Origin of the sequence: Pseudomonas putida (genome assembly GCF_022627325.1) — a bacterium.
Lineage (GTDB): Bacteria > Pseudomonadota > Gammaproteobacteria > Pseudomonadales > Pseudomonadaceae > Aquipseudomonas > Aquipseudomonas putida_X.
The window spans coordinates 474,488-486,703 of sequence record NZ_JAETZZ010000001.1 but is presented as its reverse complement, the minus strand read 5'-3'; the positions used below and the strand labels follow the sequence as shown (position 1 = coordinate 486,703).

At 63.5% G+C, this 12,216-nt stretch carries 10 protein-coding genes and 1 pseudogene; 2 read left to right on the top strand and 9 right to left on the bottom strand.

All coding sequences use genetic code 11. From position 1 onward, the window contains the following. Positions 1–16: 16 nt before the first annotated feature. Both JNA92_RS02175 and JNA92_RS02170 read left to right on the top strand, forming a co-directional pair. Complete coding sequence (locus tag JNA92_RS02175) at positions 17–637, top strand: response regulator transcription factor (protein ID WP_241803133.1); 621 nt, start codon at positions 17–19, stop codon at positions 635–637. An 8-nt stretch (positions 638–645) separates the two neighbouring features. Further along, complete coding sequence (locus tag JNA92_RS02170) at positions 646–4,248, top strand: transporter substrate-binding domain-containing protein (protein ID WP_241803132.1); 3,603 nt, start codon at positions 646–648, stop codon at positions 4,246–4,248. Between the two features lie 89 nt (positions 4,249–4,337). On the opposite strand, the gene JNA92_RS02165 is transcribed toward JNA92_RS02170, so the two are convergent. The 9 genes and pseudogenes from JNA92_RS02165 to JNA92_RS02125 form a co-directional block, all read right to left on the bottom strand. After that, positions 4,338–4,619: a c-type cytochrome gene (locus JNA92_RS02165; RefSeq protein WP_241803131.1), complete on the bottom strand. Its 282-nt coding sequence runs from the start codon at positions 4,617–4,619 to the stop codon at positions 4,338–4,340. Continuing rightward, positions 4,613–4,804, bottom strand: a complete 192-nt coding sequence (locus tag JNA92_RS02160; protein ID WP_241803130.1) for a c-type cytochrome — start codon at positions 4,802–4,804, stop codon at positions 4,613–4,615. The genes JNA92_RS02165 and JNA92_RS02160 overlap by 7 nt, the downstream gene beginning before the upstream one ends. An 88-nt stretch (positions 4,805–4,892) precedes the next feature. Next, positions 4,893–4,983, bottom strand: a pseudogene (locus JNA92_RS02155) (hypothetical protein); the annotation flags it as partial. A gap of 161 nt (positions 4,984–5,144) precedes the next feature. Beyond that, on the bottom strand, positions 5,145–6,605 hold the full coding sequence (locus JNA92_RS02150; protein ID WP_241803129.1) for a 3-sulfolactaldehyde dehydrogenase: 1,461 nt from the start codon (positions 6,603–6,605) through the stop codon (positions 5,145–5,147). 22 nt (positions 6,606–6,627) lie between these two features. Then, complete coding sequence (locus JNA92_RS02145) at positions 6,628–8,367, bottom strand: 6-deoxy-6-sulfo-D-gluconate dehydratase (protein ID WP_241803128.1); 1,740 nt, start codon at positions 8,365–8,367, stop codon at positions 6,628–6,630. A 132-nt stretch (positions 8,368–8,499) separates the two neighbouring features. Continuing rightward, the gene (locus JNA92_RS02140) at positions 8,500–9,282 is read right to left on the bottom strand and encodes a sulfoquinovose 1-dehydrogenase (protein ID WP_241803127.1); all 783 of its coding nucleotides are present in this window, start codon (positions 9,280–9,282) and stop codon (positions 8,500–8,502) included. A 33-nt stretch (positions 9,283–9,315) separates the two neighbouring features. Beyond that, positions 9,316–10,191 (bottom strand): 6-deoxy-6-sulfogluconolactonase, encoded by an 876-nt coding sequence (locus JNA92_RS02135; protein ID WP_241803126.1) that lies wholly within the window; start codon positions 10,189–10,191, stop codon positions 9,316–9,318. Next, complete coding sequence (locus JNA92_RS02130) at positions 10,188–11,102, bottom strand: aldose 1-epimerase (RefSeq protein WP_241803125.1); 915 nt, start codon at positions 11,100–11,102, stop codon at positions 10,188–10,190. The genes JNA92_RS02135 and JNA92_RS02130 overlap by 4 nt, the downstream gene beginning before the upstream one ends. A 12-nt stretch (positions 11,103–11,114) precedes the next feature. Further along, positions 11,115–12,215, bottom strand: coding sequence for a porin (locus JNA92_RS02125; RefSeq protein ID WP_241803124.1), 1,101 nt, complete (start codon positions 12,213–12,215; stop codon positions 11,115–11,117). Between the last annotated feature and the right edge of the window lies 1 nt (position 12,216).

The window sequence follows — 12,216 nt, the reverse complement described above, 5'->3', positions numbered from 1 at the left end:
CGTAGGGAAGTTGAACATGCACTCCGTATTTATTGTCGATGACCACCCCGTCATCCGCCTGGCTGTCCGTATGCTGCTTGAAAACCAGAACTACAAAGTCGTCGGCGAGTCGGACAACGGCGTGGACGCCATGCAGATGATCCGCGAAACGCTGCCCGACCTGGTGATTCTAGATATCAGCATCCCCAAGCTGGACGGCCTGGAGGTCCTCTCGCGCTTTCAGGCCATGGCGTTGCCGCTGAAGGTGCTGGTCCTCACCGCGCAATCGCCCGCGCTGTTCGCCGTACGCTGCATGCACTCGGGTGCAGCAGGCTATGTGTGCAAACAGGAAGACCTGAGCGAGTTGCTCAGCGCGATCAAGGCGGTACTTGCCGGATACAACTATTTCCCCAGCCAGGCCATCCACACCGACCACGAAACAGCGGATAACGATCTGCGGCTTTTCCGCCAGGTCAATGATCGTGAACTTATGGTGCTGCAACTTTTCGCCCAAGGGCGCAGCAACAAGGAAATTGCCAAAGGCATGTTTCTGAGCAACAAGACCGTCAGCACCTACAAGAAGCGCCTGATGCAGAAACTCCAGGTCGACACCTTGGTCGACCTTATTGAAATGGCCAAACGCAACGCGCTGGTCTGAGGTGTCACATGGCGCGACTTCTTGCCTGGCTGGCCCTAGCACTGCCATTGGCCTGCTGCGCAGCGCAGGCTTCTCAGCTTGAGGCGGTGCCGTATTCCCTGCTTTCCCGCTCCTCGGCCCCACCGGTCACCCCACAACTGACCGCGCAACAGCGGGAATGGCTGATGGGCCGCCAATACCTGAAGCTGGGCACGTCGGCACCCGACTATCCGCCGTTCGACATAACCAGTGGCGGCCGCGACTATCAAGGCCTTACCGCCGAATATGCCAGCCTGATCGGCAAGGTCCTGCAAGTGCCGATTCGAGTGCTGCGCTATCCCAACCGGCAAGCTGCGGTAGAGGCGCTCAAGAAAGGTGAGATCGACCTGCTCGGCAGCGCCAATGGCTATGAAGCAGCGAGCGATGGCCTGGCGCTTTCGGACCCTTATGCCGTGGACCAGCCAGTGCTGGTGACCCGCGAAGACGAACGCCGCACACTCAACCCGGGCATGGCGGGCATGCGCCTGGGCATGCTGTATCACTATCTGCCCCGAGAAGAAGTCAGCACTGTCTATCCCAAAGCCGAACTGCTGGCCTTCGGTTCATCTTCCCAAGCCCTCAATGCCGTAGCGTTCGGGCAGGCTGACGTGTTCATCGGCGATACCATCTCCACGCACTACCAGCTCAACCGCGGCCACCTGCCGCGCCTGCGCATGGCCAGCTTCGGCAAACATGAAAGCGTCGGCTTCAGTTTTGCGATGCGCGCGCAAGATACCCTTCTCAAGGATCTGGTGAACCTGGCCCTGGACCGCCAGCCAGCTGCCGTGCGCGCCAGCATCTTCAAACGCTGGAGTGCCGGCAGCGACCTGCTGCTGAGCGAGCGCAAACTGCAGCTCACGGCCGAAGAAGAGCAGTGGTTGCGCCGCCACCCTGTGATGCAGGTGGCTATCGACGAAACGGCTGCACCGCTGTCGTATTTCGACGGCAATGGCCATTTCCGCGGGGTCACCGCCGACCTGCTGGACCTGATCCGCCTGCGTACAGGCCTGCGCTTCGAAGTGCAACGCGCCAACGGCATCGCTGAGATGATCGCCCGACTCGAGGACGGGCGCGTGAACATGATCGCAGCGCTTGCCGTGGATGACATGAGCGAGGAGCACTTGCAGCTCAGCCGGCCGTACCTGGAAAGCACCTATGTGCTGGTGACGCGCACCGAAACGCCCCAGTACACCTCACTGGAACACTTGCAGGGCCGGCGCATCGCCATCACCCGCTACAGCGAAATGTCCGAACTGCTGACAACCCGATACCCGCAGACCGGCTGGATCGAGACCGAGAGCCCCTACTATTCCATGGCACTGCTGAGCAGTGGTGCAGTCGATGCCGTCATCACGACCTTGATCGATGCCAACCATGCCGTGGCAGGTAACGCCAAACTGGTGATCCGCAGCACGGTCGGTACCGAGCCTGCGAGCTTCGCCATGGCCACCTCCGCACAGGAAACAGAATTGGCATCGATCCTGGACAAGGCGCTGCTGAGTATTTCGCCGGAAGAACTGGGGGTGATCAACAACCGCTGGAGTGGCTACAGCCAGCATGACGACAGCAACTGGCTGGGTTTCAGGCGCCTTGCCATGCAAGTGTTGCTGGGGACCGCCGTGCTGCTGTTGGGGGCGCTGCTGTGGAACGCCCGGTTGCGCCGCCAGATCAAACAGCGCCAGCACGCCGAACGGGCCCTGAGCGATCAACTGGAGTTCATGGGCGCACTGCTCAACGGCACCCCGCACCCCATGTACGTAAGGGACAGAGCGGGCTGTTTGCAAAGCTGCAATGCCAGTTACCTGGAAGCGGTGCAGGCGACCCACGAAGAGGTCATCGGCAAGCGCCTGGAGGACAGCCTGTTCGCAGGCTCAGACAGCACCCGCCAGATCCATGCCGACTATCTGCAGGTGATGGCCGCCGGCGTTCCGCTGATCATCGACCGCCCCTTGCGGCTCAAGGATCGCGAAATCACCATCTACCACTGGATCCTGCCGTACCGTGATTCACTCGGTGAGGTCCAGGGTATCATCGGTGGCTGGATCGACATCAGCGAGCGGCGCAAGTTGGTGCAGGAGCTGCGCGAGGCCAAGCAATTGGCTGATGATGCCAACCGCGCCAAAAGTACCTTCCTGGCTACCATCAGCCATGAGATCCGCACCCCGATGAACGCGGTCATCGGCATGCTCGAACTGGCGGTCAAGCGTGCTCATCAAGGGCAGATCGATCGCACCTCCCTGGAAGTCGCCCACCATTCGGCCAAGGACCTGCTGGGCCTGATCGGTGACATCCTGGATATCGTGCGTATCGAGTCTGGCCACCTGTCCCTTGCACCCGAGCCGGTCGACCTTGCGGCGCTGGTCGAATCGGTGAGCCGCGTGTTCGATGGCCAGGCACGGCAAAAAGGCCTGGCCTTCGACGTCGAGATCGACCCCAGCGCACGCTGCCACGTCCTGCTCGACCCCTTACGCTTCAAGCAGATCCTGTCCAACCTGATCAGCAATGCCATCAAGTTCACCGGGCAGGGTCAGGTGCGCATCAGCCTCAGCCTGCATGAAGAAGCCCCCTCAGTGCCTCCGAGCCTGGAGCTGGAAGTGCGTGACACCGGCATCGGCATTCACGACGATGACTTGCAACGGCTGTTCAATCCCTTCGTTCAGGCCAACCCACACAGCCAGGGCGCTCGTGCCGGCACCGGCCTGGGCCTGGCCATCTGCCGTAGCCTGTGCGAAATGATGGGCGCGAGCCTGAGCATCAAGAGCGTGCCGGATTTCGGCACGCAGGTTCGCTTCAGCGTCCCGCTGCAACGTGTAGACGCTCTGCCGCCGCAGGTGCTGGAAGCCGATGACATGGACGTCCCCGATGCCCGGCTGAAGGTGCTGGTGATCGACGACCACCCGGCCAACCTGATGCTGATGGCGCAACAGCTGGGCTACCTTGGCCTGAGCCAGGCCACTGCCAGCGATGGCAGCGAAGGCCTGGAAAAATGGCGCGAAGGGCAATTCGACGTGATCGTCCTCGATTGCAACATGCCGCACATGAACGGTTATCAGCTTGCCGCCACCGTGCGCGCCGAAGAACGCCAGAACGGGCGTACTCCCTGCGTGATCCTGGGCTATACCGCCAACGCTCAGCCCGAAGTCAGGCAGAAGTGCCTCAGTGTCGGGATGGACGACTGCCTGCTCAAACCCATCAGCCTGCGCACCTTGAGCCAACGCCTGGCCAACATCGCCCCCCGGCGGGAGCGGCACGCAAAGGAGCCACCGTTCGATCTCGAAGGTCTGCGCAGTATCGTTGGCGATAACCCCAACGACCGTGAGCGGTTTCTCAAGGCGTTGCTGATGAGCCTGCAGCAGGACCTGGCAACCCTCATGGGCCTGGACCCACAAGCCCAGCCCGAGGCCATCGCCGAGCAGGCACACAAGATCCTCAGCGCGGCGCGGATGCTGGAAGCGCAGCACTTGATGACGGCCTGTGAGGCCTTGGAACAGAACGGGTTGCCCGCAGCGCAGCTGAAACAGCGGCGACAGGCTTTGGCACGGCACATGCGCCGCGTAGAGAAAGCCTTGGCCAGAGAACTGACCAAGCCTTGATGAAGCGGCTGCCCGAACATGAGTTCGGGCCCGGTTTTGCGCCGTTCAAGGCCCTAAAAGCGATGACAACCCACAGGCCCCGCCTTCAATCAAGGCTTTAACCCTGAAACGTTTCCGGGCTTCTGCATTCCCAGCAACGCATCGCTCGCGAGCGATTTTCGAACCGCTGTGATCGTGCTCGCGGAAACAGTAGCGCCTCTATTGGCCCATGCGCTGCGGACAAAACTCAATACCTGAGCCACCTCGTCGTCGGACAAGCGCCACCCCAACGGCGGCATGCTGAATGACGTCGGCGCTGAATGGGTTGAAGGCAACGTTCCCCCTTCCAGTACCAGGCGAATCAACGACTGCGGATCGTCCACATTCAACACTGGTTGCCCGCCAGTGCGGGAAACACTTGCGCGTACCCTTTGCCATCACTGCGGTGGCAGGCCATACAGTTGTCGGCGTAAATTCTGGCCCCCAGGGTCGGCGTCTTTCCGTCATGCAATGCCTGATAGGTTGCCGGATCCGCTATGAAGGGGCGATCATCCGGGTCCACCACCACCTCGCTCATGCTGCCAAAGACCGCCGCCTTGTCCGTTCGCCCGGTCTTGAAGGATTGAGCTGCGTACCCTTGGGCAGCATCACGCTGACACCTCCATTCATCTGGTACGCATAGTTCTTGCCCACCACCCCTTCCCCGCTGACCGGGTCATAGGGCTTGCCGATCCCCGACAGCAGCAACAGGCGCACGTATGGCTGGCGAGCGTCACCAACGGGATGAGCGCCAGCCCGCCTTGCAAGAAGCGGCGGCGCGCATTGGGGGTATCGGACATGGGGCTACTCCATGCGGGGCTTATTGTTCTTATGGATGCTCAGTCAAAGGGGGCAGCAAAGGCCCCCTTTGCCAAACTTCAGCGGTCGACGCCGCCGAGACACACGTACTTGATTTCGAGGTAGTCTTCGATGCCATAGCGCGAACCTTCGCGGCCAAGGCCCGACTGCTTGACGCCACCGAACGGCGCCATCTCGTTGGCGATTGCCGCGGTGTTGACGCCGACCATGCCGTATTCAAGGTCTTCGCTGACGCGCAGCACGCGGCCGATGTCGCGGCTATAGAAGTAGCTGGCCAGGCCGAACTCGGTGGCGTTGGCCAGTTCGACCACCTCGTCCTCGCTAGAGAAGCGGAACAGAGGCGCCAGCGGCCCGAAGGTTTCCTCGACGGCCACTTTCATCTGCGCGGTGACTTCGGTGAGCACGGTCGGTTCGAAGAAACTGCCACCCAGAGCGTGGCGCTGGCCGCCGGCGATCAGCCGGGCGCCCTTCTCCAGGGCATCGCTGATGTGCTCTTCGACCTTGCGTACGGCGTTCTCGTCGATCATCGGGCCTTGGGTGATGCCGGCCTCTGCGCCATTGCCAAGACGCAGGGCCGAGGCGGCAGCGGCGAGCTTCTCGGCAAAGCGGTCGTAGATGCCGTCCTGCACGTAGATGCGGTTGGCGCAGACGCAGGTCTGCCCGGCATTGCGGAATTTGGACAGCATCGCGCCTTCTACGGCCAGGTCGAGGTCGGCGTCATCGAAGACAATAAACGGCGCGTTGCCGCCCAGTTCCATCGACACCTTCTTCACGGTCTCGGCGCATTGCCCGATCAGCAGCTTGCCCACCGGCGTGGAGCCGGTGAAGCTGAACTTGCGCACCAGCGGGTGGCCGGTCAGCACGCTGCCAATCTGGGTCGCGCTGCCGGTGACCACGCTGAACACGCCAGCGGGGATGCCCGCGCGCTCGGCCAGGGCCGCCAGGGCCAGCGCCGAGAGCGGCGTCTGGCTGGCCGGGCGTAGCACCATCGGGCAACCGGCGGCCAAGGCCGGGGCCACCTTGCGGGTGATCATCGCGTGGGGGAAGTTCCACGGTGTGATGGCGGCGGCAACGCCGATCGGTTCCTTGGTGACGATGATGCGCTTGTCTGCCGAAGGCTGCGGGATGGTATCGCCGTACACGCGCTTGGCTTCCTCGGCGAACCACTGCACAAAGGACATGCCGTTGGCCAGCTCGCCACGGGCTTCGGCCAGTGGCTTGCCTTGTTCGGCGGTCAGCAGGCGGGCAAGGTCTTCCTGGTGTTCGACCATGAGCGCGTACCAGCGCTGCAGCAGTTCGGCGCGCTCCTTGGCGGTCTTGCGCTTCCAAGGCTTGAAGGCACGGTGCGCGGCCAGCACCGCGCGCTCGGCTTCGGCAGCGCCCATTTGAGGAATGCGCGCCAGTGCCTCACCGGTGGCCGGGTTGGTGACGACGAAGGTTTCGCCGGAGTCGGCACTGACCCATTGGCCGTCGATGAACGCCTGTTGTTTGAGCAAAGAAGGGTCTTTGAGTTCGAGCATCAGTCAGTTTCCTGGGCAAGGTTCAATGGATGGGTGGCTCGGGCACGGCTTCGCCGGCCTGCAGGAAGTCGAAGTCACAGCCTTCGTTGGCCTGGGTCACATGCTGCTGATAGAGCGCTGCGAAGGAGCGGCCGTAGGTCTTGTGCTGGGGCACATGCCCGGCGCGGCGGCGGGCCAGTTCGTCGTCGCTGACACGCATGTTCAGCGTGCCAGCAGCAACGTCCAGGTCGATGATGTCGCCCGTGCGCACCAGTGCCAGCGGCCCGCCAACGGCAGCCTCTGGTGCCACATGCAGGACGCAGCTGCCGTAGTGGGTGCCGCTCATGCGCGAGTCGGAGATGCGCAGCAGGTCACGCACACCGGCCTCAAGCAGGCGTTTGGGGATCGGCAAATTGCCCCACTCGGGCATGCCCGGTGCACCCACGGGGCCAGCGTTGCGCAGGATCAGCACGGTGTCTGCGGTGACGTCCAGGGCCGGGTCGTCGATCATCCGGCTGAGGGTTTCATGGTCATCGAAGACCAGTGCCGGACCGCTGTGGCGGCGCAGGCGCGGGTCGGCCGCGGAGGACTTCATCACCGCGCCATCGGGGCACAGGTTGCCGCGCAGCAGCGCCAGGGTCGCGCCTTGCTCGAGGCTGACCACCGGGTTGTCGAGTGGGCGAATGATGTCGTCGTCGTAACACGGGGCATCGGACAGCAGGCTGTCCCAGCTCTGGCCGGTGGCACCTTCACATTCCAGGTGCAGGTGCGGCTCGATCTTGCGCATCAGCGCGCGCAGGCCGCCAGCAAAATGGTAGTCCTCCATCAGCGCCGTGCCGGACGGGAACAGGTTAAGCAGCACCGGGATCTTCGCGGCAGCGGCAGCCAGCTGGTCGAGGGTCAGGTCAATGCCGGCGCGCCGGGCAATGGCGATCAAGTGGATCGCCGCGTTGGTCGAACCGCCCATGGCCATGTAAACCGCTACGCCGTTGGCCACGTGCTTGTCGGTCAGCCAGGTCGAGGGACGGCGGTCGCGCCAGACTAGGTCGACGATGGTCGAACCGCACTGCGAGGCCATCCGTGGGTGAGCACCGTCAGCGGCGGGAATGCTCGATGCACCAGGCAAGGTGAAGCCCATGGCGTCGGCAATGCTTGTCATGGTCGAGGCCGTGCCGACGGTATTGCAGGTGCCGATCGAACGGGTCATGGCGCCTTCGAGCTCTTCCCAGGCGACCGTGTCGATCAGCCCCAGGCGACGCTCGTCCCAGTACTTCTTGGTGTGGGTGCCGGCACCGGTCTTGACGCCACGCCACTGGCCGTTAGACATCGGCCCCGCCGGACAGTAGATCACCGGCAGGTCCATGCTCAGTGCGCCCATCAGCAGGCCAGGTGTGGACTTGTCGCAGCCGCCCAGCAACACGGCACCGTCGATCGGTAACGAACGCAGCAGCTCTTCAGCCTCCATCGCCAGCAGGTTGCGGTAGAGCATGGTGGTCGGTTTGACCATCACCTCGCCCACCGACTGCACGGGCAACTCCACCGGGAAGCCTCCCGCCGCCCAGACACCGCGCTTGACCGCTTCGGCACGCTCGCGCAGGTGCGAATGGCAGGGCGACATCTCGCTCCAGGTGTTGAGGATGGCAATCACTGGCTTGCCCATGAACTCCTCACGACGCAGGCCAATCTGCTGCAGGCGCTGGCGATGGGCGAATGCACGGATGGTGTCTGGGGCGAACCACCGCTGACTGCGCAGTTCTTCGATTTTCTTGTGTTTTTCAGACATGAGCTGAGCCTTTTGCCAATGGCGCCACGCAAAATCGTAGCGCTGCGAAATTGAATAATCGGAGCATACTCAGATCGATTTCGCAGCGCTACGATTTTTTCGTGAAATAAGCGCCTGACGACGATCTGGGGGTTACTGAATCGACAGTCCGGCGTCGACGACAAAGTTCTGGCCGGTGCAGCCACGGCTGTCGTCACTGGCCAAGAACAGAGCCAGGCGCGCACAATCGCTGGCATCCAGGCGGAACTTGAGCATCTGCTGATCGACGAAAGCTTGGCTGGCCGCTTCTAGGCCGGCCGGGTCGGCGGCCCACATAGCATCCTGGCGTTCGGTACGGATGGCACCCGGCACCAGGCTGTTGACTCGGATACCCTGCCCACCCAGCTCACGCGCCAGGGTACGTGTCATACCGTTCAGCGCTGCCTTGGCGGTCGTGTAGCAGACCATCCCAGGCCGCCCGCGCATCCACGAGATAGAGCCCATGTTGATGATCGCCCCGCTGCCGCGCCGCGCCATGCCGGGCGTGACAGCCTGCGCAGCGAAGAAGGCGTGGCGCAGGTTGGTCTGCATGCGTTCGTCCCAGTACTCGACACTGACATCGGCCAAGGCATGGCGGTCATCGCGGGCGGCGTTGTTGATCAACACATCGATGGCGCCCCAAGTGCGTTCCACCTGGGCCACACACGCCTGCAAGCGCTCGATATCGCGCACATCACAGCGCAAGAACAGCACGCTGGCACCCAGCGTCTGCGCCAGCGCCTGCCCGGCCTCGGCATCCAGGTCAAGGAAGGCGACGCGGCTACCCTGTGCGACGAACGCTTCGACGAAGGCGCGGCCGATGCCCGAGGCGCCACCGCTGATGAAGATCACTTTGCCGGCCAGGCTGGGGTACTGCGTATCGGTATGACGGTTCATGGTGATGGGTACTCGTGAGCAAGTGAAATGGATTCAACCGGCGAACAGCGGCTCGGGACAGCCGGGCACGTCGACACGGATGGCGAACACGCAGCCGGACAGCGGCCAGGCCGCCAGGTCTTCGGCGCTGCGGTTCTCGCGCGAACTGGTGATGTAAAGGGTACGCAGGTCGTCACCACCGAAGGCGACCATGGTCGGCCAACGCGTCGGCACCTGGATTTCTGCCAGCACCTGGCCGTCAGGGCTCAGGCGCAGCACCCGGCCGCCGTCGAACTGCGCGCTCCAGTAGCAGCCCGCACTGTCGAACGCCGCGCCATCCGGGCGCCCGCCAATGCCACGCGGGAACTCACGCAGCAGCTGCCGTGGGCCGGGCTGGCCATCAGCATCCAGCGGGTAGCGGTACAGCACATGGTTAGGGGTGTCGCTGTGGTAGACCCACGCGCGGTCCGGGCTGAAGGCCAGGCCGTTGGACACCATCACATCGCCGGCCACAACCTGCACACGGCGCTGCGCATCGACCCGCACCAGTTGCCCGCCATTGCGGTCACGCGGTTGCCACAGGGTACCGGCCCAGAAGCGCCCCCAGGGGTCGACGCGGCCATCGTTGAAGCGGCTGTGCACGGCGCCGCTAGGGTTGTCGGCCAGGCGCTCGCCCAGTTGCCCCTGAGCATCGAGCAGGTAGATGCCTGTACGCAACGCGACAATGAAGCCGCCCTGCTCGCGCAGGCCGAAACAGCCCAGCTCCTCGGGCAACTGCAGGCTGCTCACATGGCCATCGCGCGGGTCGAGGCGATGCAGCTGCCCGGCAAGGATGTCGGCCCAGTACAGCGCCTGTTCACGTACCGACCAGACGGGGCACTCACCCAGTTCCGACGGCTGGCGGACCACACAGTTCAGGGTTTCACTCATGCAGGGTTCTCCAGGTTGGCGCTGCTCGGCAGCAGGCGCAGCTCACGTTCGGTCGACGCCCCCGGGGCCAGCCAGACCAGGCCGTGCGCCGTGGGCGTGGGGAAGTTGATGGCATTGTTCAGATGGCTGACTGGCTCCACCGCAATGAAGTCCGCAGGTGCTGGCGGCGTGAACACCACCAGGTGTTCAAGCCCAGGCCCGGCCTGCAGACGCAGGCCGACCTCAGCGTCGGGCCAAAACAGGCTGGCGTGGGCATCCCAGCCCTCGAAGCAGTTGTCCAGGCCCATCGCGCCTACCGCACGGGGCTGGCGGAAGTCCCATGTCTGGGGCACCGCGGTACGCTCGGCCGGCAGGCCATCTGACCCGGCCTGCCATACCCGCGTGGCGCTGAAGGCTAGCCGCAGCTCACCCTGGCGTTCGAAATACGGATGCCAGCCAAGACCTGCCGGCATCGGCTGCCCACTGAGGTTGGTGAGCCCCAGGTGCAGGTGCAGGCCCTCCTCGCTCAGCGCGATGCTCTGCCAAGCGACGAAGTCCCACGGCCAGTCCTCGGCGTCGGCGCCATGGGCATGGTGACGCAGGCTGAGCCGGCAGCTTTGCGGCGAGTGTGCATCGAGCTGCCATACCCGCTGCCAGCCAAGGCCGTGAAGCGGGTGCGGGTGGTCACCGAAGTTGCCGCGCAGCTGCTGCACCTGGCCATTGGCGCTAAAGCGCCCGTGGGCAATGCGATTGGAATACGGCACCAACGGGTAGCAGGCACTGCGCCGCACACTGTCGCTGCCGTCCCAGGGGCGCAGCAGCTCGAAGCTGCCCAGGCGCAGGTAGCTCAGGGCACCGCCGAGGCTCGGCAGCACCCCGGCGCTGAGGGCGCCGCAGCTCAGGTTCAGTTGCGGATGCAAAGCAGGGTTCATGGCTATCAAGACTCAGAAACTCCAGCGAAGACCCAAGGTAGCCGCCCATGGGTCATAGCCGGCCGCCACGCTCGGGTAGTCTTCGCTAAGCAGCGAAAAGCCTTGGGTGGAGTGGCTGTTGTTGTTGATGTGCGAGACATAGGTATACAGCTGGGTATTGGGGTTGAACGAATAGATGTAACCGGCATGGGCCGCCCAGGCCCGGGCGCCCTCGGCCTCGATCCGCTGGGAAACGCCGAAGGTCAGGTCATTGTGATCGTCGAGGACGATCCGCGCATTGACCATTTTTGCCGAGGCGAACCAGCGAGCCTCGGTATCGCGCTTGGAGTACACATAGTTGGCCCCCCAGATCACGCCGCCCCACTGGTAATTGCCCGACACCACGTGGGTCGTCTGGGTGTACAGCTCGCTGCTGGTTTCGGTAGGGGCCGAGTCATGGCGGTTGTAGCCATAACCCAACTTGGTGAACCCGTTGCGATAGCGTACGTTGAAGCCACTGGTGCGGTTCTGGTTGGGGCCATTCTCGATGCTGGAATTGCCGTAGGAATAGCCCAGCTCGGTGGAAAACCCATTCACTTCAGGCGAGCGGTAGCGCACCGTGGTGTCGTAGAACCCGCCCGTACCGCTTTTTCCCAGTACCGCGGTGTGCTCCAGGCTCATGATCGCCGCCATGTTCGACAACCCATACAGGGCGACGTCCGAATCCAGGAACACCCAGTAGATCGGCATGTACAGGCTGCCCATGGCCACCGAGCCGAACGGGCCACTGACGCCGACACCATAGCCACGGTTGGTCGAGACCTGCCCGCCCTTCCAGATGCGCCGCAACACCAGCCCGCGCTCACCGAACGCCTGCAGGGCGTAACCGCTGTCGCCCAAGGCGTAGTCGAGCTTTACCCCGAAACGCGAGGCCTGCAGGTTGCCGTCCGAGACCATGGTGTGGTCAGGTGCGGTCTTGCTGAACGAGCCCGTCTGCACGTTCAGATCGAGGATGCCGTAGGGGTTGATGCTGAGGTTGCCGGCCTTCCAGACGATCGGCTCGGCGTGGCTGGGCAGCGCGTAGACACTGGCCAGCAGGGTGAAGCCAAGGACACGTAGATTGTTGTTGTTCATG

Excerpts from the sequence above, each read along its gene's own strand:
- JNA92_RS02175 (WP_241803133.1), top strand. The coding sequence starts at position 17 with ATGCACTCCGTATTTATTGTCGATGACCACCCCGTCATCCGCCTGGCT.
- JNA92_RS02170 (WP_241803132.1), top strand. The coding sequence starts at position 646 with ATGGCGCGACTTCTTGCCTGGCTGGCCCTAGCACTGCCATTGGCCTGC.
- JNA92_RS02160 (WP_241803130.1), bottom strand. The coding sequence starts at position 4,804 with ATGAGCGAGGTGGTGGTGGACCCGGATGATCGCCCCTTCATAGCGGAT.
- JNA92_RS02150 (WP_241803129.1), bottom strand. The coding sequence starts at position 6,605 with ATGCTCGAACTCAAAGACCCTTCTTTGCTCAAACAACAGGCGTTCATC.
- JNA92_RS02145 (WP_241803128.1), bottom strand. The coding sequence starts at position 8,367 with ATGTCTGAAAAACACAAGAAAATCGAAGAACTGCGCAGTCAGCGGTGG.
- JNA92_RS02140 (WP_241803127.1), bottom strand. The coding sequence starts at position 9,282 with ATGAACCGTCATACCGATACGCAGTACCCCAGCCTGGCCGGCAAAGTG.
- JNA92_RS02135 (WP_241803126.1), bottom strand. The coding sequence starts at position 10,191 with ATGAGTGAAACCCTGAACTGTGTGGTCCGCCAGCCGTCGGAACTGGGT.
- JNA92_RS02130 (WP_241803125.1), bottom strand. The coding sequence starts at position 11,102 with ATGAACCCTGCTTTGCATCCGCAACTGAACCTGAGCTGCGGCGCCCTC.
- JNA92_RS02125 (WP_241803124.1), bottom strand. The coding sequence starts at position 12,215 with ATGAACAACAACAATCTACGTGTCCTTGGCTTCACCCTGCTGGCCAGT.